The organism is Bacillus sp. FJAT-27231, from assembly GCF_001183975.1.
Taxonomy (GTDB): domain Bacteria; phylum Bacillota; class Bacilli; order Bacillales; family Domibacillaceae; genus Pseudobacillus; species Pseudobacillus wudalianchiensis.
On sequence record NZ_LFZU01000001.1, the window covers coordinates 2043004 to 2066958 of the forward strand.

The following is a 23955-nucleotide window of genomic DNA, read 5'->3' on the forward strand; positions in this document are numbered from 1 at the left end:
GAAAATAAACTGAATGACAAAAAGAGAAAAAGAAAGAAGTTCACTCTCTTTTTTGAGAATGAACTTCTACGATTACTCAACAACAGCTTCTGCATTTACTGCCTTATTTTCTCTCTGAAGGCCAATTTGCAAAGAGGTCATCAGTCCTTCATGTGTAGCTTCTTCTAAGGTCCTCGGGGCCAAGCAATCACCTATTTGATAAACTTCCGGAACTAAGTGTTTGATGCTGTTATACAGTTCTACATTTGGGATGCGGCCAAGCGATAGAATGACAGAGTCCCAATTCTCAATGGTCTCCTTTTCATAGGAGAACAAGTTCCGGATAATCGCTTGGTTATTTTTTATTTCACCAAGATCGTAATGTGGCACCATTTTGATCTTTAACTGATAAAGCTTTTTCAAATATTCATTTCGTAAGTACTGATGAACCTCTTCACCGATGTACAGCTTTGATGAAATCAATGTGACTTGATGACCTTTTTCTGCAAGATGAATGGCAGCTTCCATTCCGGGCCAATCTCCTCCGAAGTCAAACACTAATACATGTTCCCCGATCTCTTGACTTTGGCTGCTGAATAGTTCATCGACTGTCTTCACTCTTGAATCACGGATTCCAGGAATGTTAGGAATAAACGCTCTTGAACCGCTGGCACATAAAACAGCATCCGGTGCCGCATTAAGAATGTCTTTTGGTCCTACGTCCCATCCAAGCTTTATTTGCACGCCGCTGTTTAGCAGCTTTCTTCTATAATTATCCAGCATCGTTTCGGCTAATTCTTTCCTCATCGGCGCCCGTTTTAATGTGTGCAATAGTCCGCCAACCTCCTCAGACTGATCAGCCAATATGACCTCGTGCCCCAGCTCATCTAACGTTAAAGCTGCTTTTAAGCCAGCCGGACCGGCGCCTATCACCATTACTTTCTTTTTCTTTCTAGCGCTTTTTGCAAGAGTCTGAACCTCTATTTCTTTTCCAGTGGATGGATTTTGCACACAGCCGATCGGCAGCCCTTTATGGTAATGCCCTATGCAAGCTTGAAGGCAGCCGAGACAGGCATCAATTAAATGATGGTTTCCTGATTTTGCTTTATTCGGCATTTCCGGATCGACAATTAATGCTCTCGTCATGCCGACGACATCTGCTTTTCCTTTCGCCACGATTTGTTCAGCTTCAACCGGGTCCACTATACGGGAGCCGACAAATACGGGAACAGCACCAGCCATCCGTATGTTGAATGCTTGCGGAGAAACGTAAGCGTGCTTCATCGGAGACGGCGGCACAATATGCGTTGAACCTGCATATGTGCTGGAGTCCCCTGCCGTTACGTTTACAAAGTCTACTCTTACTTGGTCTACCAGATATTCAACGATTTTTACCGCATCTTTAACATCTGTACCGTCCATCGTCATTTCATCGGCGCTCATCCGAATTCCGACAGTAAAGTCACTGCCCGCTTCTTCCCATACGCGCTTCATCACCTCAACGATGAACCTCATTCTGTTCTGGAAGGTTCCCCCGTATTCATCAGTCCGCTGATTCGTATGTTCTGACCAGAACTGCGCCGGAAGATAGCCGTGTGAACAGCAAATCTCTACTCCATCCATTCCTCCCTTTTTTGCCAATCGTGCTGAAATGGCAAAGCCTTCAATCACTTCTCGAATCTCTTCTACGCTCATCGGTCTCGGCATCGTCCCAAATCGTAAACTCGGAACAGCAGATGGCGCCCAAGCTGGACTGCGATAATCGCTTGAGACCACCTCTCTCCCTCCGTGGAATAGCTGCTGAACAACCTTTGTTCCGTATTTATGAACTTCCCTAGTCAGTTCTAAATAAGCTGGTACCACTTTTTTATCGTAACCGGCAATGGTATGGGTCGTTAGCATTCCTGATGGATGAACAGCCGCAGCTTCTAGAATTAATAGTCCTGCTCCTCCCTTTGCTCTTGCTACGTGATACGCTGTCATATCAGAGGTAGGAATGCCGTTGATTACATGATTTGTCTGATGGGCGGTGCTTAGTATTCTGTTTGGCAGCTCCATGCAGCCAATCGTTACTGGGCTAAATAGGTGCTTGAATTGTGTCATGTTTATTCACTCCCGAAAAATAGGATTTTACTTCTTAATAAGCAAAAACCATACCAATGGAGAGATTGTCCGTTATTTATCTAAAGATGACTTCATATTAACTAACTATTCTTACAATTTATTGTACTATCCCTTATAATGGGATTTACAGTGAACCTTTTTTGCAGAAATGTTGCAAAAAAGGTTCATGTCCCTTTAAATCCTAGATGCTTATTCAACGGATACCTCTTGTCTTTAAAAAATCGGTCCATTTCGATGCAAAAAAGGTTCAATTTTAACGGAAGGAAGTGAAAATATGATGAGTGTAAAAAATAAAAAAGCAGTTTCTGTATTCTCCCATATCCGCACAAAAGAACTAGAAAATTGGCTGCCATTTCAGGAAGGTCCTATTCTAGTAGTAGACCGATCCCTTCGTTTGTTAGGTGTGCTGGACGAGACCTGTTTTTGGAGAAAAAGAGCAGAAGGAAAAAACGACCCGGTTGAAAAGTGTATGAGTCTCCGTTTTTTAAAGATAGCTTCCTTATCTGATATTGACGAAACCGCCCCTTACCAATATGACTTTTTCATTATGGAAGATGGAGACCAATACATATGCTGGACGGCTTCTGAAGTAAGAGAGTGGAAATATCAACAAAAAATTAGTGGGTTGTTAGGGATCAACCAGTCACTTCACGAACAGCTCGAGATCGCTTTGCAAAAGAATAAAGAATTTACTCAAATATTGAATTCTAGCTACGATGAAATTTTTGTAACTGATGCGGAGGGCAATGTATTATTTGTAAGTGACTCATGCAAGCATTTTACAGGACTGCCTCCAGAAGCGTTCATGAATAAAAATATCCGAGAGCTGGTAGACAAAGGCATTATTACAAATTCAGTCACTCTGAAAACGATGGCTACTCACACGATCCATTCTGTAGAACAGGAATATCCGAGCGGTAAAACAGTCCTGGCTACAGCAAAGCCTGTTTTTAATAAAGAAGGAAAACTGTATAGAGTGGTGTGCAATTCACGGGATATTTCAGAACTTGTGGAAATGAAGAGACGTTTGACAAACAGCCAATCTGCCCAACAGGACCATAGTGAGCCAATTGTTCAAAAAACAATTGGCGGTCAAAAGTTTATCACTCAATCTCAAAACATGATCTCCACTCTCCAGCTTGCTGAAAGGATTGCGCCTACCGACTCTTCTATTTTTATTCACGGTGAATCTGGTGTTGGAAAGGGTGTCCTTGCTAAAATTGTTCATGAGTCCAGCCCTAGCAGGAACAAACCGTTTGTCCAAGTAAATTGTGGGGCTATCCCTGAAAACTTATTGGAATCAGAATTATTTGGGTACGAAGCGGGAGCATTTACAGGAGCGAACAGGCGCGGAAAGTCGGGCCTTGTTGAAATGGCGAATGAAGGAACTTTGTTCTTAGATGAAATCGGTGAAATGCCATTAGGGCTGCAGGTGAAAATTCTACACTTAGTACAGGATAAAGCCTTCAAAAAAGTAGGGGGCACTGTTGAGAAGCAAGTTGATATCCGTATTATTTCGGCCACAAATAAAAACTTGATGCAAATGATTGAAGAAAAGACATTTCGTCAGGACCTGTACTACCGTTTGCACGTGGTGCCGCTCTACATCCCTCCTTTAAGAGAACGCAAACAGGACATTTCATTGTTAACAGATTACTTTCTCGAAAAATTCTGCAGTAAATATTCCTGTTCTGTTGAGCTGAGTGAAGACGCAAAGCTGCTAATCCAGCTGCAGGAATGGAAAGGGAATGTCAGAGAGTTAGAGAACTTCATTGAACAAATAGTCGTGACGGCACAGAAACCTATGATCTCTATGGAAGACCTCCCTTTGGCTATGAAACAAATGATTCATAACGAAAATCATTCGCCTTTGCAGCAGATGACATTGAAAAAGGCCGTAGAGGAAACGGAAAAACAGATTCTATCCCATGCGTTAAAGCAGCATAAAACGACGAGAAAGATAGCAAAGGCTCTTGGAGTGAACCAAACGACGATCATGAGAAAGCTCCATAAATATAAATTAACTTAATTTTCAATAAAATTAACTGAATCTTTAGAATTCGGCACGTGATTTGCATTATAAAAGTTGAATTCATTTTATTACGAAGGGAGCGCTTAAGATGGGAGAACTGATTTTCTGTTTTGGATATGGAGGATCTTTAATCGTTCTAGGTCTTATCACAAGAGTATTTATTCTCAGGATGGAAAAAGACATAGCTCCGCAGCAGGATCAAACAGACACGATAGATAAAAAGGTGGGGATATAATTGGTTTATACAGTCGGTATTATCTGTTCTTTTCTTATCTACGTTTTGATCGGCATTGTACTTTCCAGAAAAGTGAAAAATTCAGAGGAGTATTATGTATCTGGGCGAAGCGGCTCGACTTTAATGATCACCGGTATGCTTGTCGCTTCCTTTTTAAGCACCGTATCTTTCATGGGGGAAGCAGGATTTTCTTACGAAGGCTATCCGATTTTACTATTAATCCTTGTCATCTTTAATGCGACTGGTTATGTGATAGGAGTATTCTTCTTTGGTCGTTACCTTAGAAGGAGCCAATCATTAACTGTTCCTGAGTACTTTGGCAATCGCTTTCAATCAAATAAAGTAAGAATGGCGGCTGCTATCACGACCATATTGGGGATCTCTGCTTATCTAGTGGCTGTTACGCAAGGTGCTGCTGTATTACTTGCTGAGATTTCGGGCATCTCTTATACATTCGCTCTCTTGATTATGTGGATTGTCTATACCTCCTTTACTACCCTTTCCGGAGCAAAAGGAGTCATGGTCAATGATACGATCATGTTTTTTATTTTCTCCTTAGCTACCTACTTAGCTCTGCCTTTTATTATCAAATCCGCAGGAGGTTTCCCTGAAGCTATTGTAAAAGCGGCCACCAATCCCGAGCGCCCTGATTTATTAAGCTGGCATGGGATTACCGGACCAAATGCTTATATGGGAGAACCTTGGGAAGCATTAACATGGGCGATCATCCTAGGATTAGTCTGGTCTGCTGTTATCTCCATCAGTCCTTGGCAAAGCAGCCGGTATTTAATGGCTAAGAATGAGCATGTGGCGATCCGTTCCGGTATCTGGGCAACTATTTCTATCATTACGATTTATCTGTTTCTTCATATTAGTATCGCCGCTGTCACCACGCTCAAAAGCGACATTGCCCCTACAGAAAAAGTATTTATCTGGGCCGCCATGAATGCTACACCGTTGTGGTTAGGCATTATTATCGTCAGCGGTATTATGGCAGCTGCGCTATCATCTTGTGCAAGCTTCCTGCAATTGATCGGCAGCAGTATTACTAGAGACATCATGGAGCAATCGAGAAACAAGAAATACACAGACAAACAGCTGCTGCGAGCCAGCCGCATCTCTATGATTATCGTCAGTATTATTATTTTGTTAATTGGCATTTGGCAGCCACCTTCTGTGATGTGGATCGGCTATTTTGCAGCTACACTCTTTGCGGCTTCCTGGGGACCAGTGGCGTTCGCAAGCGTCTTCTCCAAAACTGTCACTAAAGCTGGGGCGCTCTCTAGTATCATTACCGGCTTTGCAGGAGTCATATTTGGGGAACTTTTAAATAAGTATGGTGTTGCGCTTCCTGTCTACTTGAACCCCGTTATCATCGGTGTTGTGTTAAGTCTGCTTGCCTTGTATGTCGGCTCTAAATATGGAGAAATTTCAAAAGAGGAGCGTAATTTTCAGGCAAACATTTTGAAAAGGCCGATTGAACAGAATGAAAGAGAAGAAATGGCTATTACAAAACGGTATCCAATGTATTTAATGGCGAGCGGCGTCATTATTATTATAATTACTTTCCTATTCTACTACTGGCCGCTGACACTTGCGATGTAAATAACAAGTAAAAGATTGCCCTAGGGTTTCCTAGGGCAATCTTTTACTTGACTAAATCTATCTATGTATTCTTTCTTGGCAGCGGCTTGCCCCCAACTTTTCTAACTTCGTAACGGCCCTGCGCATAATCGGGCTCCTAGTGGTTCATTCTATACTATGATACCCAACAAGATGAAAGGAGCTTTTTTTAATGCAAAATACACAAGCGCCGATTCCACAGCCCCCTCGAGCTCTCACAACAAAAGATTTGCTCTATTTAAAAGACGCATTATCATGGGAACTTTTAGCGTTTAAGAAATTTCATTTCTTTTCTCAGCAAGTGAGCAATTCAGAAATCAAGCAAGCTTTAGAAAAAGCAGGAAGAATGCACCAACAGCATTTTCAAAAATTGCTTACTCATTTGCAAGTGGATAACAATGCTGCTTTAGCCAGCCTTCCTAAACAGCCGCAAAGCCCAAATTCATAAATTATTAAGTGGAGGTGGAATAAATGTCAAACCAGCAACAGCAAAACCCGAATCAAATTGCCAACCCCCAAACAGGACAATTGCCAAAAGTAAAAGGCCCGGACATGAACGATCGAGACTTTCTTAATGATGGACTCAGTACATGCAAATATTTAACGGATAGCTTAAATATCGCTGTACGTGAAGCGAGCCATGAACAACTGCACTCAGACATGCTTCAAATTCTTACGGAAACGCATCAAAGCTGCCGTGAGCTTTATAACTTGATGTTTCAAAACGGTTGGTACAAGCTTGAAGCTGAAGAACAACAAAAAGTTGACCAAGCTTATAAGCAATTCAGCAATTACTCCTCGCAATTTCCATATTAAGATAAATGGCTTGGCTCGTGTTTGAAATTTATGCTTTAAATGTGCCTCAATGTATCGAGCAGCTAAAGGAGTGTAAGTGACATTCGGGTGAACAGCATCTTCCCTGACCTTACCAGAATCTCCTATGCTTCAGCATCTTATAAAAAGAAGTGAAGAAGAGAATACGGAAGCCGCCTTCTTCCTGTCCATGGATGAATCGGTGTACATTACCGGTTATACAGCGTGAAACGCAAAGAAAAACGCCTGCCTAGACAGTGGCAGGCGTTTTTCTTATCTTTTTGCCCCAAAAACATATAGCGTTGTCAAGGAGTTCCCTATACGCTGCATCCACAGCTCTCCATCTCACCGGATCTCAAAACCTTGACGCTTAAAATTTTGCTTGTCCCGCATTCACAAGCCACTCTCAAATGTGGAAGAACCTCTCCTTCCTCTGTGGCTGCCGAATAAGAAAATTCTATAACTGTCCATTTTCCAAATTTTTTTCCTGGGAACACTCCTGTTTTTTCTGCCAACAATCCCACCGCCTTTTTAACGTTTGTTCTGTTTATCATAACAAACTAAGACAGGGTTCGTCACTACATTTAACAGAAAAATTAGAATATTTTAATATTTTTTCATGTCAATATAAGAAAATGGCGGTTCTTCACTTAAACATCCCTTATCGGCATTAGAATAAGTGAGGCCTTGAAATAAAAATGGATCAAAAATCCAGTGTTGATGTGCAAGATTTTTGATCCATTCATCAATCAGCTTAAAATGTAATCATGAAGGGTGCGTCTGCATGCAGGTTGCTTTGCCTAAAAAGAGTCAAAACGGCTTTAGACCAAGGCGCCTTTCACTATTTATCAATAATCGTTAGAAGTTCACGGATATTCGTACGTGGCCGAGCAGCAGGTACATGGTCAGGATAGCCAATCATCAATGTTGCTACTATTTTCTCACCAGGTGCTACACCAATTGCTTTCCTGAACACTGGGTCGTAAACCCAATCATTTGTACGCCAAATCATACCGATTCCTCTTTCCCATGCCGCAAGTTGAAAGTTTTGAATAAAAGAGCAAACAGCTCCATAATCTTCATCCCACCTTCTTTGACGGGGATCTTCAGGCATAATGACGACAAGATGTACGGGAATATCTCGAAAGTACTGTGCTTTTCTCTTTACTTTTTCAGAAATGTTGCCATCGACTTTTGGTTGTGATTGAATGTACGCTTCTATAAATTTTTCCTTCCCGGCATCTACGTATAATTGAAAACGCCACGGTTCCGTTAACTTGTGATTGGGCGCCCACTTGGCCACATTCAGCAACTCAATAATTACTTCAGGACTAATAGGCTCCTTTTTAAAAGATTTAATCGTTCTGCGATTTATAATATTTTCTTCGATAGCATTGATTCCTTCTTGATGGCTCATTTTGAAAAACCTCCTTACATCGATTCTGTAAAATTGTATGTAATCTATAGTTCGATATGAAAACTATTATCAATTACATCATCTTTTAGTATAACATGTTTGTAAGCAATACTTTAGGGAATGCAATTAATAGATTTTATTTTTGAATTTTGCACAATTTGAATTTTTCTTTTTTATGATTTAAGGCGTTCTCTTCTTGCTAAGTGGTTCGTATTTTCAATTATCTTGAAATGACAAGGTATCATGCTGTGAAATAAAAAAGAGAAGAAAAAGATGAACCCTTTTTCTTCCCTCTCATGATCTCACTATTTTACTGCCTCATCCACCACTCTACCAAGCACTTTTGACGATCATTGGTGAATGTCTCGTTTTCAATGCCCTTTACAGTTCAGCAAGTCCTTTAAACAGTTCAACCGCTGTTTCAATAATATCATCCCGGAAGTCATACTCGTACGTATGCACTTGCGGATATTCCTCGCCGTTTCCGATATAGCACATGGCCCCTTTTGTCAGCTTTAAGTAGTGTCCATAATCTTCCGATCCGCGGAAAGCTTCTTGCATTTCTATCACTTGCATACCTTTTTGCACGCAAACTTGGCGTATTTTATCAGAGCTTTCTTTATCGTTCACCGTTTCGGGAAAGACATCGTTATAAGAGAAGTTGACCTTTAAGCCGTATTTTTCTGCTTGAACTTGAGCAGCCTCTTCTAAATTTTTTTGAAGTTTATCCAGCTCTTCTTCGTACAGGGCACGAATCGTTAAAAGCAAATTTCCTTTGCTTGCTGAGATCCCAAAGGCTTTTTCGCCAATGTCTACCTGGACGACTGTGCAAAGGACTAACCCTTTGTTGTTTTCAGGAGAAATGAATTCGGGAATGGCATCAATCACCTTTGCGATGGCAAAAGCCGGATTTACTCCGTCTTCCGGCTGGCTCGCATGGGCAGGTGATCCTTCCATATGAATGGTCATTCCTTTAGAAGCACAATGAGCGGTCCCATCAATCACATTAACAGAATGGAGAGCCATGCCGCTCATGTTATGGTAGGCAAAAATTTCTTCAATATGATGTTCCTTGATAAAAGAAGCACACTCTGCCGCGCCATCTCCCGTTTCCTCAGCATGTTGAAAAAGGAAAAAGATATTTTTATCGGCGCCCTTTTGATCAACTTCTAATGCAAATCCTGCCAGGCTCGCAGCATGACCGTCATGGCCGCATTTATGAGAGACGCCTGGAACTTGAGAAGCATGTGGAATATCGAGTCTTTCCTCCATAGGCAGTGCATCAAAGTCTGCACGAAACGCTATATTTTTTTTTCCTTCTCCTGCGCGGTAAATCGCATAAAACCAAAGACCCTTATCCACAACTTCTAATTTTGTGTGCGTTTTAATAAAATCGATTAAATGCTGCTTTGTCCAAACCTCATGGTTAGAGAGTTCGGGATGCTGGTGTAATTCATGACGCAGTTGTTTTGCTAATTCTAAATTTCTTGTCTCCAATTTAAGTATCTCCTTTAAGCAGTTCTTGTTAGTTGGCAGCGTTCTGGTTCAGCCAGCTGATTGCACTATGCACAACGACAGCTACACCCAGTGGAATAACTCCTTCATCCAAGACCAGATTTGGATTATGAAGCGGATAATTTTCATCTCCTAAGCCATTGGCACCTGCCCACATAAACATCGTCGGAACGAGATTGCTAATGTAAGAAAAATCTTCTGTGCCGGCTAATGGCTCTTCATTTACTTCTAAATTGTCTGCTCCAACTACTTCTCGAACATATGGAGCCACTTGTTCACATAATTCTTCATTATTATATAGAGAAGGGGTTGAGATCGTTTCAAGTTCATACGTTCCGCGCAGCATGTTCACTGTAGCATCAACAATTTCCTGAACTCTTTTGAACAAATGATCTCTTACTTCAGGATTGAAAGAACGTAAAGTTGCATCTAAGTGGGCCGTGTCAGGAATGATATTGGCGACCGTGCCTCCTCCCATCTTTCCAATGACAAGAACCGCTCTTTCTTGTGGGTCGATTTCCTTCCCAACTAATGCATTTAATTGACTATAGATTGAATTCACAATCATCAACGGATCAATCGCCTTTTGCGGTTCAGAGCTATGACCACCCTTCCCTTGCACTTTCAAGAAAAAGCCATCTAATGAGGAAGCCGCAATTCCCGGTTTATAACCGAACTTTCCGACTTCCAATGATGGGTCAACATGCAGGGCAAGAGCTGCATCTACTTTCGGGTTTTCCAATAAACCATTGGCTACCATATCTTTTGCCCCTTGACCAATCTCCTCAGCCGGCTGGAACATGATTTTGACCGTTCCGTCAATCTCTTTTTCTTTTTCCTTTAATAGCTTGGCCGCTCCAAGCATAAACGTTGTATGGATATCATGGCCGCATGCATGCATATAGTCATTTGTTGATTTAAATGGCAGATCTGTATGTTCAGCCATCGGAAGCGCATCCATGTCCCCTCTTAATAAAATGGTTTTGCCCTTTCCATTTCCAATGGTTACAACCAAACCTGCTTTTCCGACTCTTTTCGGCTCAATTCCCATGCTTTTCAATGTTTCTTCAACGTACGCTACTGTATGAGGCAACTCAAAGCCGATTTCCGGATTTTGATGAAGATGTCTGCGGTGTTTAATCAGTTCTTCCTTTACTTCCTGTGCACGTAATAAAGTATTATTTATTATAGTGTCATTCATTTTGAATCCCCCTTATAGCTTTTTGAATCCCATCTATTAGATAGGATTCATTCAAAACATTACAATGCTTCTATACTTTTCGCTTCCTCTGCAGGATGAAACTTTGGTTTTGTTTTACTTGCTATAAAGAATAAAACAAACTGAATAATGGCAAGTCCAATTAATACATCTAGAAGTAATGTATACGAATGGTTAATATTGAAAATTGCTCCTGATGCTACTGGAGTAATGGCAGCACCGAGTGAGATAAAGACGGAGACAACCCCGTATTTAGCACCGTATTCTTTTTCTCCGTAAAGAGCTCCCGTAAGATAGGCAGGCACAACCGTAACAGCAGTTGAACCGATTCCGGAAAAAATAGTATAGAGAATAGCCGGAGCCACTACGTTTGCTTTCATTAAAAATATGAAACTGATCAAACTTGATGCCGAAATAAGCAATAACGTTGTAATCAATCCAAGTTTGTCAAACAATCGTCCTACTAATAATTTTCCGATAATAACCATCGCTGATCCTAAAGATAGAAGCAAGGCAGCTGTTTTAGCCGTTGTACCGATGCTTGCTAAATATGGAGCAAGGTTGATCAGCATTGTATTCACAACAATACCGCCAATTAAGATCGCTGCACACAGAGCCCAAAATGACACTGATTTAAATGTTTCTCCTTGAGTAGTGCCTGCTAATACTTTATTTTGCACAGTATCTAATGTTGGTGCTTCTCCTAATGGCGCTAACCCTTTATCAGCAGGGTGTAGTCTAATAACAAAGACTGCTAATGGGATTAAGATCACAGCGATTAAGATTCCGATAATAAGGTAAGCTGTTCTCCAGTCATACGCCGAAATAAGCCAGTTTACAACAGGGCTCATGATGACACCGCCGAAACCGCTTCCGGCAAGAGCAATCCCTAAACACAAACCGCGTTTTTCATTAAACCAATTTGTAATCAGAACGGATCCCGGTATCATGGCACCTCCGGACATACCAGCACCCATGAGGATGGCAAATAAATAGAAATGAATCAGTTTTGTTGAGAAGGAAAATCCGATAAAAGCAAGAGCTGAAATTGAAATAAATAACGTTAAATACACTCTTACATCCATTTTTTTCATTAGTTTACCGGCAAACGGTCCAGTAACCATAGCAGCTAAGGCCATGATGGTGAAATATAACATGAACTGAGAGGCACTAAATCCAAGTTCCTTTGTAACAGGCAGGATAAATAGTGAAACTAAGTTTGCAATTGGAGCATAAATAAATGTCATAATCAAGAAGGCAGCTGCAACAATCCACCATCCGTAAAAAATTCCGCCTTTTTTATTCATATAAAAATATCCATCCTTTGCTATGTTTTTTACATTCATATGAATTAGCACCTTATAAAACAGATTAAGTAATCAACGCTTAGTATCTCCAGTTATGAGCTAACCAAGCTATTCCCTTTGAATATTCCTCCCTCTATCAAATCAACTGAGTATTATTTTAGAAAACCAATTGAAAACGCTTCCCTTGGTTTTATTTTAACATGCAATTTCCGTGCCAAAAACATATTTTTTTAAAAAAAAGCTTATTTTTTATGAGAATTAGTAATAACCTTATTAAATCAAGAACTTTCCTACTATTTTTATTGCTTAAAAACACTTATAAAAAGAAGAGTCCACTTTAAATTCCAAATTATTCAAAAATAATGATAGAGAGTAAAATAATTTTTACTAAACAAGTAAAAATTATTTTACAATAGGAGAATGGAAAGAGTCGCTTTTGAAGGGGATTGATTTATTTAATGAAAGTTAATTTTAAAAGCAGTAAGTAAATGGGCTCAAAGGAACACTTATCCATAAGTCCTTTACTATCCAACAGGAGGGTCTAAGTCTATTCAGCTTTTATTATTCGCCCTCCCCTTTTCCATGATAAATTCGCTTACTTCGCTTCCTAAAAATTCCTGCTTCTAAAAAATCCGGAATAAAATGAATGTGAAACAGACAACCTACAAGTGAAGCTTCCATCAGCGGGCAGCCGATTCGCTGATGGTTAGTTATGACAAACGGTTATAAATGCGAGGAGGTAAACGAGATGAAGAAAAGAATTGCTGTAGAACAATCATTAACAAACGTTACTCAGGCTCTTCGGGAAAAAGGCTATGATGTAGTAGATTTAAAAACAGTTGAGGATTTGAAAAACTGTTCAGCTTGCGTTATCACAGGAATTGATTCTAACATCATGGGCATGCAGGATACATTTACAGAGGCGCCTGTCATTGAAGCAAACGGCCTATCCGCTGATGAAGTTTGCCGCGAGATAGAGGAAAGAGCACATTAAAACCTTCTTGAAAACCAAAATCGGGCCTAGCGCAAATCCCAAGCCCGGTTCTGGTTTTTATTTATGTACTAACATTCATAGGAAGAAGACCTTCTAAGCACGAGATCCCCTGCTAGGAATATATTAATTAAAAGTTAGATCCTTCAAGCAGGAGTGATGGATATGAATATACATATCGTTCGAAAGGGCGATAGTTTGTGGGCGATTGCACGGCAGTACCGAACGAGTGTCAATCAAATAATTTCTGCTAATCAGTTAGATCAACCGGATGTGCTTGTGGTTGGGCAAGCACTCGTTATTCCCTCCCCTATGATGACTCATACAGTTAGTCAAGGAGAAACACTTGGAGGTATTGCCTCAAGATACGGTGTTACCGTTCAAGCATTGGTTACCGAAAATCAGTTAATCGATGCCTCTAGAATTTATCCAGGCCAACTATTAACCGTACCCATTACCCGCCACACAGTGCAGGCAGGCGAAACATTAGCAGAAATCGCCAGACGCTACGGAACAACCGTTCAAGCTCTTGCCCGTATAAATGGCATAACCAATCCTCAATATATAGCTATCGGACAAATTATTCGCATACCAGAAAGAATCAAACCCATTAAAGAAGTAAACGCCTTTATTACACGAATGGATCAACGAGCAATCGAAGAAGTGCGAGGCTTAGGAAAATACCTCACATATCTTTCTCCTTTCACCTATTCAGTTAGAACGGACGGGTCGCTTACCCAGTTGCAGGAAAGTTCTTTGCTGGAAGCCGCCAGAGAACAAAGGATTACACCTCTTCTTGTTCTTACTAATTTTTCTGAGGGAAACTTTAGTTCTGATGCTGCCGCTGCTATACTCCGCAACCCGACGTTGCAGGACCAAGTAATTACTAACATACTTCGTGTTAGTAGAGAAAAAGGATATGCAGGGCTAAATATTGACTTTGAATATATTTATTCCGAAGACCGAGAAAATTATAATGCATTTTTACGGCGGATCGTTGCCCGTCTTCGTCCGCTTGGATTGTTAGTCTCTACTTCCCTAGCTCCCAAGGTTAGTGCAGAGCAAAAAGGCATTTTGTATGAGGCCCATGACTATGAAGCACATGGTAAAATTGTCGATTTCGTCGTGCTCATGACGTATGAATGGGGATGGGCTGGCGGTCGTCCTTTGGCCATCGCTCCCATTAATCAAGTAAGACGCGTTTTAGACTATGCCGTAACCGTGATCCCTCGTAATAAAATTATGATGGGGGCACCGCTTTACGGACGTGATTGGAACATACCATGGGTACAAGGAACAAGAGCGAGAACAGTTAGCCCGAGAAGAGCGATTCAATTAGCCGCTAAATACAGAACCGCTATCCAATACCAAGAAACATATCAGGCACCATTTTTCCGCTATACAGATGAAAATGGCCAGGAGCATGAAGTATGGTTTGAAGATGCGCGAAGTGCTCAGGCAAAGTTTGATACAGTAAAACAATATGGCCTGCGCGGGATCAGCTATTGGGTACTAGGAAGTCCATTTCCGGAAAATTGGCCTGTTCAGGATTGGAATTTTACAGCTAGAAAAAGGATTTAAGCTTCATCTTCTAGCGTCTAATAAACAAGCGCCAGCCTTTCATAATGCTTAAGGCTGACGCTTATCTCACTATGTGTTCCTCTTACATTAAACCAGTAATATTGCCTTCTGCATCAATATCCATATTTAATGCTGCCGGCTGTTTAGGGAGGCCTGGCATTGTCATAATATCCCCGGTCAAACAGACGAGGAATCCTGCCCCTAATTTAGGGATAATCTCTCTAACTGTAATAGCAAAACCTTCTGGCCGGCCTGTTAGTTTCGGTTCGTCTGTAAAGGAGTATTGAGTTTTCGCCATACATATAGGCAATGTATCCCAGCCGTTCTGCTCAATATCCACTAATTGCTTGAGTGCTTTATCGGTAAGCTGTACATCTTCCCCGCCATACACTTCTCTTACAATCGTTCTAATTTTATTGACTACTTTATCTTTGACATCGTACAGGGGAGCGAATTGATTCGGCTTGTTTAGCTGCTTTATCACAAGTTCAGCAAGTTCAAGCCCGCCTTGCCCGCCTTTTTCCCATACTTCTGTTACAGCCGCTGCCACACCGTGCGCTTGACACCAGTGAAGAATTTCGTTAATTTCTTCCAGCGTGTCAGAGATAAAACGATTTACCGCAATAACCGGTTCTATTCCGAAACGGCGAATCGTATCAATGTGCTTTTCTAAATTTGGTATTCCTGCTCGTACTGCGCTCTTATTTTCTTCTTTTAAATGCTGCTTTGGAACACCTCCATGCATTTTAAGCGCTCGTACTGTCGCTACAATGACAACGGCATCCGGTGAAAAATGACCTTGTCGCGCTTTAATGTGCATAAATTTTTCAGCACCCAAATCTGCGCCAAATCCGGCTTCTGTCACAACGATATCAGCAAGCTGGCGTGCTGTATTGGTCGCCATAATAGAATTACAGCCATGAGCAATATTAGCAAAAGGGCCGCCGTGGATAAGAGCTGGTGTGCCTTCGATCGTTTGGACAAGATTCGGCTTCAACGCCTCTTTGAGCAGGACCGTTAACGCCCCTTCTACTCCTAAATCCCGCACTGTCACCGGCTCTTTTCCGTATGTATAGCCGATGACAATTCGTCCTAGCCGCTCTTTTAAGTCTCTTAAATTGGCTGACAAACAAAGAACCGCCATGATTTCAGAGGCAACCGTAATATCAAAACCATCTTCACGCGGTATGCCGTGAGCGGGCCCTCCTAATCCGATTGTAATGTTGCGTAAGGCACGATCATTCAGATCAAGTACCCGTTTCCATGTAATTCTGCGAGGATCGATTTGCAGCTGGTTCCCTTGATGGAGGTGATTGTCGATCAAGGCGCTAAGGGCATTGTTCGCCGCTGTGATGGCATGGAGATCCCCGTTAAAATGAAGATTAATTTCTTCCATCGGCAGCACTTGTGCGTAACCGCCGCCGGTTGCCCCGCCTTTCATGCCCATTACAGGTCCGAGAGAAGGCTCACGCAATGCCACCATCGTCTTTTCTCCCCTTTGAGATAAAGCGTCAGCTAGTCCAACCGTTACGGTTGATTTGCCTTCTCCTGCTGGCGTCGGACTAATCGCCGTTACTAACACCACTTTTCCATCTGCTAGCTTTTTAGGCAGTGCAGACACATCGATCTTAGCTTTATACTTTCCGTATTGTTCAACTGCCTCTTCAGGGATGCCTGCAGTCTCGGCAATTTCCTTGATTGGACGCATTTGAGCTTTCTTTGCTATTTCTAAATCTGTTAACGGGGTTTGAATATTTGTCACATTTTTCCCTGCTTTCTTTTTCATTTATTATAGTCTGAAAAAATAAAAAAAGAACAGAAGTTTACTTGGTGGAAGCTCGATATAAAAAAGCAGCTGCTTGGGTACGAGTGACTTGTTGATCAGGCCCAAATGTGCCGTTTAAATTACCGAGTGCAATCCCGTTTGCCGCGAGAGCATCAATCGATTTAGCAGCCCAATGATCTTTTCTCACATCACTAAATGGCTTTGCCGGCTGTCCCTTTAAGTGAAAGGCTGTTGCCACTATACTTGCCATTTGGGCTCTAGTCAGAAGTTCATTCGGGCGGAATGTACCATCTTTGTAGCCTGTCATAATTCCTTTTTCATGTAAAAAACGAATATAAGGAAGAAATTCATTTTGTGCAGTTACGTCTTGGAACGCGGTTTGATTAGTTTCTTTATTTTTATTAAACTCCAATATCTGGGCGAGTATTTTAGCTGCTTGACCTCTAGTGATCGGTTGATTAGGACGGAATGTGCCATCTACATAACCGCTGATGTACCCTTTGTTAACCATAAAGTTAATTTCTTTATATGCCCAAAAATCAGCCTTTACGTCCGAGAAGGATAAAGAAGGCTGTCCATCTTTCACCCAATTGGCGATATCATGAATGAACTCTTCAGGTACATTAGCCGGGATATTGTATTCCGAGAAATTTGGTTCTCCTTTGTAGTTGACGAGCAAATGAATCAAATCAGGATATGTTTTATAACAAACATTATCTCGCTTTGCTAGGGCATTCTGCCAGTTCGTTAATTCCGAAGGTGGCACTTGCAGGTCCTTCTGGCCTTGCATAATAAAAAGGGGAACGTTTTGGCGGGCCGCTAATTCTGTTGGGATATAATCTCGAAGTTCAAACCACCAATACGGATCGCCTAATTGGAACTCTTTTGGAAGATGATCTTTTGAATAAGCCGGGTTGTTAATTAAAGCAATTTGCTGTTCCCAAAAGGCAAGGTTTGCTTTGAGTGCTTCAAGCTCTTGAGGAGATACTTGTTGTTTTTCCGCTCTTTTTAATGTTTCACGCTGTTGCCAAAGCATCAAATCCTGAAATTTGCGGCTTGGTCCTGCAACGATAATTCCTCCTTTGATCTGATGATGAAGATCAGCTTCTAAAATCCGCGGCAGAGCGTATCCTCCCTGGCTGTGGCCAAGTACGTAAATTTGCTTGCTAATCTCTGGAAGACCATGTAACAGCTGAACCGCCCGCACGGCATCGTCTACAGTTTCCTCTTGGATGCTCAGCTTCGGTCTCATACCTATTTTAATGTGGTGTTCTCTCGTCACTTTTTCATAGCGTAAGACAGCAATCCCTTTGTTGGCTAATCCTACTGCTAAATCACGAAAAGCTTTCGTTGAATTAAGTGATTCATCTTGATCATTCGTCCCTGAACCGTGGACGAGGACGATCGCCGGGAACGGCCCCTTGCCTGTTGGAACTGTCAGTGTGCCAGGGAGTGCAAATTCTCCTTTTCCAATCGTGACAGCACGTTCCTTATAGTTTTCCGCTTTTTCATAAGCTGGCTTTTGATACTGACTTGGAGGCGTATAAAAAAAAGGAATATAAAAATCATCAATATTCCCTGCTTTGTCAAAGTGAATAGTTACATCCATTGGAAACGCGGAACCCTCGTAGGTCATAGCAACGCTCGTATGTACACTGTTGACGGTTGTTTTTATCGTTAGCTGTTTTCCTAACTTTCCAAAGGGAGCTATTTTGGCCTTCCAAATAGCAGGAAGCTGTTCTTGTGAAACATACTTTTTTAAATTGTCATTAAGTAAGGAGTAAGCTTCTTCCCACTTCTCTTCTATCACAGCAGACATAAATAAATGTGCTTTCTCTTCAACCGCTACTTCCATATTTTTCTTTGCTATTTCCTGTGCCTGAACTTGAATGTTAACAGGCGCTGGCATAAAAGCTCCGGCTGTGCCAATAGTTGCAGCTAGCAAAATTGGAGCCACTCGTTTCCCCCTTCTTTTCTCCCCCATCTTATTTCCTCCATTCTCCTAATACAGTAAATTAATTTCAATTTAATAGTAATATAGAATGGTCCAACTGACAATTAATTAACGTAACGGAAAAACAGGGTTTATGTCAAAATACTAGCTTAAATTAAAAGGAGTGCCTATAATGGCACTCCTTTGAGGTTGTTGACAAACGCTTTCCTGTCTACAATTTAAAAAGAGTGCCTACATAGGCACTCTTTTTTTTACGCTTTTGCTACATATCCCAAACCATAGTTAACAATGTTCCAAATATAGTAACAAGAGCAATAATTAATCCGTAATAAATGTTTGTATAAATGGCTCCTTTATCCTTCGTTTCACCAGCATGCATAAATACAACGAGCTGAAGACCTGCTTGTACGAATGCTGTGATAAGAAGAATCGTCATTCCGGTAGCAAAAGACATGTCTAAGAAATAAACCAAGAGAGCCACTGCAGTCAATACCAATGAAAATACAAAGCCCATTACTTGTTTTGCCGGGAATAATTCTCTCATATTACATCATTCCTTTCATGTAGATGAAGCTGAAGATGAAGATCCAGACTACATCTAGGAAGTGCCAGTAAAGAGAGAAGATGAAAGATTTATTAGCTGTTTCTGGTGTCAACCCGCGCTTTCTAACTTGCAGGATGATAAATAATCCCCAGAAGAAACCGACTGTAACGTGCGCTCCATGTGTTCCCAATGTTGTTAATAGCATAGAGGTAAATGCACTAGTTTGTATAGCTGCCCCTTCATGTACATAAACGACAAAATCGTAAATTTCGACTCCTAAGAATCCTAGACCTAAAATTAACGTTACCGCGAAAAATGTTAACATCGCTTTTTTATTGCCAAGACGCATTGCGTGAATGCCAAGGCCGATAGTAAAACTACTTGCTAAAAGCAAGAATGTCTCAATCAATACTGGAGTGATTTCAAAAATCTCTGCTCCAGTAGGGCCGTTGCCTGTACGATTTGCCAATGTAAAGTAACCGGCGAAAAGCGTGGCAAATAGCATGATTTCGGCACCTAGGAAAATCCAAAAGCCTAAAATTTTTAACCGATTTTCTTCTGTACTATATTCGAGAGGAAGCGAGTGATCTATTTTCATTGATTAAGCACCTCGCAATTTTTCTTCAGTTTCTTCAATTTCTTTAACTGAAATGTGATGTCCGTGATCTTTTTCAAATGAACGGTGAGTCATGCAAGCAAAAATACCGATTGTTGCAAGGATTAACGGAATCCATAGAGAGAATACAAATGAGAATCCCCATACAAAGAAGATCGAGCTCATGATAAATGGCACTCCGCTATTATTTGGCATATGAATTTCTTTGTATTCGCCTTTGAATAACTCATGTCCGTTTTTCTTAGCATCCCATAATGGTTCCTCTGAGTTCACTTGCGGCTCAACCGCAAAGTTATAGGATGGAACTGGAGTATGAGTTGCCCATTCAAGTGTACGTGCATCCCAAGGATCGGCACTGATGTCTCTTGAAGCGTAACGCGTACTGTAGTAAACATTATAAACAAGTAATACAAAGCCTGCTGCAAGTCCTAGTGCACCAACAAAGGAGATCATATTTAATAGCCCAAAGCCAGTTGCTTCTGAATAAGTGTACATACGGCGTGCTTGTCCGTCCAAGCCAGTGAAGAACATTGGCATAAACGCAACAAGAGTACTAATAGCAATAATCCACGCTGTCAATTTTCCAATTCGCTCGTTCAGCATGAAACCGAACATTTTTGGCCAATAGTAAGTGAGGCCTGCAAGCATCGCAAAGACAACACCAGGAATAATAACCATATGGAAGTGAGCCACTAAGAACATTGTATTATGATACTGATAGTCCGCAGCTGACATTCCAAGCATTACCCCAGTCACCCCGCCAATTGTGAAAAGCGGAATGAAAAGCATTGAATAAAGCATCGGAGTCGTAATAACGATTTTCCCTTTCCAAAGTGTAAGCAGCCAGTTGAAGATTTTCACACCAGTTGGAACGGCAATCGCCATCGTTGTAATCGAGAAAATACTGTTGGCTAGTGCTCCCTGACCCATTGTAAAGAAGTGGTGAACCCAAACTAAAAATGAAAGAAGGGAGATAATAACCATTGACCAAACCATTGATTTGTAGCCGTATAGATTACGGCGGGCAAAGGTTGAAATAACCTGACTATAAATACCGAAAGCTGGCAGAATCAAGATGTATACTTCAGGATGTCCCCATACCCAGAAGAAGTTCGCCCAAAGCATATCCATCCCGCCGTTTTCAGTTGTAAAGAATTGTGTTCCGAATAGACGGTCCATTGTTCCCATTGCAAGCAACACGGTTAATACAGGGAAAGCAAAGATAATAATCGCATTCGTAATAAGAGAAGACCATGTAAACATTGGCATTTTCATTAATGTCATGCCAGGTGCTCTCATTTTAAGAATGGTCGTCATAAAGTTAATCCCTGTCATCAATGTCCCGATACCAGCAATCTGGATCGCGATCATATAGTAGTTCGTTCCGACAGATTCACTAAATTCATTGCCTGCCAGAGGGAAATAAGAAGTCCAGCCTGCATCAGGAGAACCCCCGACAACGAAAGAGATGTTAAATAACATCGCCCCCATAAAGAATAACCAGAAGCTTAAAGCGTTCAAACGCGGAAACGCTACGTCACGAGCACCAATCTGTAATGGTACAACAAAGTTCATAAAACCGATAATGAATGGCATTGCCATAAAGAGGATCATTACAACCCCATGTGTTGTGAATATTTCATTATAGTGCTGGGCATCCAGCAGCTTGCTTTCAGGAGTAGCAAGCTGGGCGCGCATCATGATCGCATCGACGCCGCCGCGGAATAACATTAACAAAGCAGAAAGCAGATACATAATACCGATCCGTTTATGGTCTACTGTTGTTAACCATTCACGCCATAAATATCCCCATTTTTTGAAATACGTTAAGCCGGCAACGATCGCAACGCTTGTAAGAACAATGGCAACCATTGAGGCATAAATCGCAGGACTTGCATGCGGTATGGCAAATCGATCAAAGAAATCCATACTTTTGTGACTCCTTTCAGGAATAAATTGCTTATCGTATAAGGCTTGTTTAATTGATTGAATGATTACTAATCTTAATGTTGCATGCTTTCATGTTCAGAATGCATACCATCCATGCTGTCATGCTCTGAATGTTCATTGGACTTCTCAGACTCATCAGATGATCCATGGTGATGACCCTCTGGAGCTGGTGAAAAATCTAAGTGAGTTCCAGTGTAAGTAGATTTTCCAAGGTGTCCTGGCTCTAGTAAATCATTAAATTTCTCTTCAGTAAGAGGCTTAGCTGTTTTCTTAACTTCTTTTACCCAATCATCAAATTCATCTTGAGGCATTGCTGTAACATCAAATGTATTTTCAGCAAATCCTTTACCGCTAAAGTTTGCATTTCGGCCCATGTATTCCCCAGGTTCGTCAGCCGCTAAGTGCAGCGTGGTCACCATATCACTCATGGCATATTTTTGTCCTCCAAGCTGCGGAATCCAGAAGCTAGTGATTGGTCCGTAAGAATAAAGTTTAAATTCAAGCGGCCGGTCTGTAGGTATATACAGGTAGTTAACTGTCTCGATTCCTTCCTCCGGATAACTGAAATGCCACTTCCAGTTAGAGGATGAAGCATAAACTACTAATGGCTCTTTATCTCCATATCCTTCAGGACGTGCCTCCACTTTATAGTTACTTTGAACAGATACAAAGGAAAGGTAAGCAACAATTAAAATTGGAATCCCCACACAAATCGCTTCGACAATCGCATTTCCTTCGATATGTGGTGGTTCATAATCCTTCGGTTGTTTGGAAGCACGATATTTGGTTAGCATAAATGCTAATAGCGCGAAAACAGCAATGACAATAAAGGACATAATTCCAATGGATAACATAATGTCTTTGGCTTGTGTCGCAGCTTGAGGTCCTTTAGGGTCGAGGACCAATAATCGATTATCGCAACCGGCAAGCACAGTAGCAATAACAAAAAGTACAGATAAAACAGGCCATTTGAATTTCATAACGTAACCCCTTTCTCCAAGTTTCAAAGAACCGTAGAACTACAAATTGTGAACATATTGTTAACTATTTCACAAAAGTTATTAGTGAGTTCAACATACGTTTCTCTATTTCTTATATCAATTTTTATCTTAGTACCATTGATATAAAAATACAATTGATATTACGCAATGTCACAAACTGTTCATTGTTATCATGGAATAAAAGGGAGTTTAAGGTTATTTTGTAATAGGTTGTGAAAAAAAGCAGAATATTGGCAGTAAAGTAAAGGATAAGAGAATAAAATATTTTGAAATAGCAAACAACAAAAGGGGATGCCTTACTATTAAAGAGAATACGCGGAGAATCCTTTTTATATTGTATTTTATTAAAGTTTTTTGGTAAAGAAGAGGATACTAAAAGGTATCCGATCAATAAAGCAGTCACAAATTTTTCAAACTTTTCTATCGTGCTCTCTGTATACTTGTTTTTAAAGCTGGCAAGACTATCTACTTTCCCCCTGCAAGCGTGAAATGTAGCTTGACAGGTTGAAGCAAGGACCACTTCCTTGCTCTTTAAACTTTCCGTTTTCTAATATTAATGGTAAGTGTTAACGAAATCATTGCTACGATTTTGCCAAATTCTTCAATGAAAAGCGGTACGCCAGTTGGCGTACCGCTTTTATGTGCAAGAGAGACGAATGGTTTGTACAGCCTGTACTTAATCTTCGACAAACACCTCATTTGTATGATGTGATTATTGAAAATCCCGTTTCTGGGTTAGTACGATCTGTGCCCAAAGCCATCACCCCATTGGAGTTTTCGTTCCTTGCCTTATTATAATAACCGGTATTTGCAGAAATATACCTTAAAACATTTATATTTGTTCAATCGGTTCCCTATCCATTTATTCACTTTATAGAAACGTTCTATTGAGACAAACTAAAAACAGCACAGCGAGCTCTGTGCAATACGCACTTCGGAGGGATGATCATGGGAAAAAGTAACAAGTCGAAACGTTTTGTTCAACAAGGCAAAGATTCTGTTGCGCAGCACGCTGAGCGTTTCCCGTACCGAATGACTTACTCTGAAGCAGAAGAAAAGCGCTTCTCAACTGAGAACACAGCAGATAATCCCGATGTGACACTTGGAGGCGTATGATGGGAAGAAATCCTTCAAAAACAAAAATGCAGCAATCCGGACAGCCCAAGCCGCTTAGTGGGTCTCACAAGGTAAAAAACAAGAATCACTCTAGGCAAAATCAAAACAGCGGACATGACATGTAACCGTTCGTTGTTTTGAATGATTTTAAG

Annotated in this window: 22 protein-coding genes; 9 read left to right on the forward strand and 13 right to left on the reverse strand. The window is 41.0% G+C overall.

Going from position 1 to position 23955, the window contains the following annotated elements:
* Positions 1-72 precede the first annotated feature (72 nt).
* Positions 73-2082 carry an oxidoreductase gene (locus tag AC623_RS09545; protein ID WP_049662214.1) on the reverse strand — a complete coding sequence of 670 codons (2010 nt, stop codon included), beginning with the start codon at positions 2080-2082 and terminating at the stop codon, positions 73-75.
* A gap of 295 nt (positions 2083-2377) precedes the next feature.
* Here AC623_RS09545 and AC623_RS09550 point away from each other — a divergent pair, with 295 nt between their 5' ends.
* The 5 genes from AC623_RS09550 to AC623_RS09565 all read left to right on the forward strand — a co-directional run bounded on the left by AC623_RS09550 (position 2378) and on the right by AC623_RS09565 (position 6809).
* Positions 2378-4132, forward strand: coding sequence for a sigma 54-interacting transcriptional regulator (locus AC623_RS09550; RefSeq protein ID WP_049662215.1), 1755 nt, complete (start codon positions 2378-2380; stop codon positions 4130-4132).
* Between the two features lie 91 nt (positions 4133-4223).
* Complete coding sequence (locus tag AC623_RS21445) at positions 4224-4370, forward strand: hypothetical protein (RefSeq protein WP_156187019.1); 147 nt, start codon at positions 4224-4226, stop codon at positions 4368-4370.
* Positions 4371-5975: a sodium:solute symporter family protein gene (locus AC623_RS09555; protein ID WP_049662216.1), complete on the forward strand. Its 1605-nt coding sequence runs from the start codon at positions 4371-4373 to the stop codon at positions 5973-5975.
* Positions 5976-6165: 190 nt separating this feature from the next.
* Positions 6166-6441, forward strand: coding sequence for a ferritin-like domain-containing protein (locus AC623_RS09560; protein ID WP_049662217.1), 276 nt, complete (start codon positions 6166-6168; stop codon positions 6439-6441).
* Positions 6442-6464: 23 nt separating this feature from the next.
* Positions 6465-6809, forward strand: a complete 345-nt coding sequence (locus AC623_RS09565) for a spore coat protein (RefSeq protein WP_049662218.1) — start codon at positions 6465-6467, stop codon at positions 6807-6809.
* 314 nt (positions 6810-7123) lie between these two features.
* Here AC623_RS09565 and AC623_RS09570 read toward each other — a convergent pair whose 3' ends face one another.
* The 5 genes from AC623_RS09570 to AC623_RS09590 form a co-directional block, all read right to left on the reverse strand.
* A complete protein-coding gene (locus AC623_RS09570; RefSeq protein ID WP_049662219.1) occupies positions 7124-7321 on the reverse strand; it encodes a hypothetical protein in 198 nt (65 codons plus the stop codon).
* Between the two features lie 326 nt (positions 7322-7647).
* Positions 7648-8223 (reverse strand): nitroreductase family protein, encoded by a 576-nt coding sequence (locus AC623_RS09575; protein ID WP_049662220.1) that lies wholly within the window; start codon positions 8221-8223, stop codon positions 7648-7650.
* Between the two features lie 381 nt (positions 8224-8604).
* Positions 8605-9720 (reverse strand): M20 metallopeptidase family protein, encoded by a 1116-nt coding sequence (locus AC623_RS09580; RefSeq protein WP_049662221.1) that lies wholly within the window; start codon positions 9718-9720, stop codon positions 8605-8607.
* A gap of 28 nt (positions 9721-9748) precedes the next feature.
* On the reverse strand, positions 9749-10939 hold the full coding sequence (locus AC623_RS09585; RefSeq protein ID WP_049662222.1) for a M20 metallopeptidase family protein: 1191 nt from the start codon (positions 10937-10939) through the stop codon (positions 9749-9751).
* Between the two features lie 59 nt (positions 10940-10998).
* Positions 10999-12303, reverse strand: coding sequence for an MFS transporter (locus tag AC623_RS09590; RefSeq protein WP_049662223.1), 1305 nt, complete (start codon positions 12301-12303; stop codon positions 10999-11001).
* Positions 12304-13012: 709 nt separating this feature from the next.
* On the opposite strand from AC623_RS09590, the gene AC623_RS09595 reads away from it, so the two are divergent.
* Together AC623_RS09595 and AC623_RS09600 are read left to right on the forward strand one after the other, a co-directional pair.
* On the forward strand, positions 13013-13258 hold the full coding sequence (locus AC623_RS09595) for a YkuS family protein (RefSeq protein WP_049662224.1): 246 nt from the start codon (positions 13013-13015) through the stop codon (positions 13256-13258).
* Between the two features lie 162 nt (positions 13259-13420).
* Complete coding sequence (locus AC623_RS09600; RefSeq protein ID WP_049662225.1) at positions 13421-14836, forward strand: LysM peptidoglycan-binding domain-containing protein; 1416 nt, start codon at positions 13421-13423, stop codon at positions 14834-14836.
* 82 nt (positions 14837-14918) lie between these two features.
* Here the strand turns inward: AC623_RS09600 and AC623_RS09605 are convergent, their stop codons facing one another.
* From AC623_RS09605 to AC623_RS21450, 7 genes are all read right to left on the reverse strand, one after another.
* Positions 14919-16544, reverse strand: coding sequence for a formate--tetrahydrofolate ligase (locus AC623_RS09605; protein WP_231603610.1), 1626 nt, complete (start codon positions 16542-16544; stop codon positions 14919-14921).
* A 115-nt stretch (positions 16545-16659) separates the two neighbouring features.
* Positions 16660-18579 carry an S-layer homology domain-containing protein gene (locus tag AC623_RS09610; RefSeq protein ID WP_231603443.1) on the reverse strand — a complete coding sequence of 640 codons (1920 nt, stop codon included), beginning with the start codon at positions 18577-18579 and terminating at the stop codon, positions 16660-16662.
* Positions 18580-18838: 259 nt separating this feature from the next.
* Positions 18839-19120, reverse strand: coding sequence for a cytochrome aa3 quinol oxidase subunit IV (gene qoxD / locus AC623_RS09615; protein WP_049662228.1), 282 nt, complete (start codon positions 19118-19120; stop codon positions 18839-18841).
* 1 nt (position 19121) lies between these two features.
* Positions 19122-19718: a cytochrome aa3 quinol oxidase subunit III gene (gene qoxC, locus AC623_RS09620; protein ID WP_049662229.1), complete on the reverse strand. Its 597-nt coding sequence runs from the start codon at positions 19716-19718 to the stop codon at positions 19122-19124.
* 3 nt (positions 19719-19721) lie between these two features.
* Positions 19722-21665 carry a cytochrome aa3 quinol oxidase subunit I gene (gene qoxB, locus AC623_RS09625; protein WP_049662230.1) on the reverse strand — a complete coding sequence of 648 codons (1944 nt, stop codon included), beginning with the start codon at positions 21663-21665 and terminating at the stop codon, positions 19722-19724.
* A gap of 74 nt (positions 21666-21739) precedes the next feature.
* Positions 21740-22666, reverse strand: a complete 927-nt coding sequence (qoxA, locus tag AC623_RS09630) for a cytochrome aa3 quinol oxidase subunit II (RefSeq protein WP_049662231.1) — start codon at positions 22664-22666, stop codon at positions 21740-21742.
* Positions 22667-23218: 552 nt separating this feature from the next.
* Entirely contained in the window at positions 23219-23377 is a 159-nt protein-coding gene (locus AC623_RS21450) for a hypothetical protein (protein WP_156187020.1), read from the reverse strand.
* A gap of 258 nt (positions 23378-23635) precedes the next feature.
* On the opposite strand from AC623_RS21450, the gene AC623_RS21745 reads away from it, so the two are divergent.
* Complete coding sequence (locus tag AC623_RS21745; protein WP_176713698.1) at positions 23636-23803, forward strand: hypothetical protein; 168 nt, start codon at positions 23636-23638, stop codon at positions 23801-23803.
* The gene (locus AC623_RS09640) at positions 23803-23928 is read left to right on the forward strand and encodes a small acid-soluble spore protein P (RefSeq protein ID WP_049662233.1); all 126 of its coding nucleotides are present in this window, start codon (positions 23803-23805) and stop codon (positions 23926-23928) included. The genes AC623_RS21745 and AC623_RS09640 overlap by 1 nt, the downstream gene beginning before the upstream one ends.
* Positions 23929-23955: the final 27 nt, after the last annotated feature.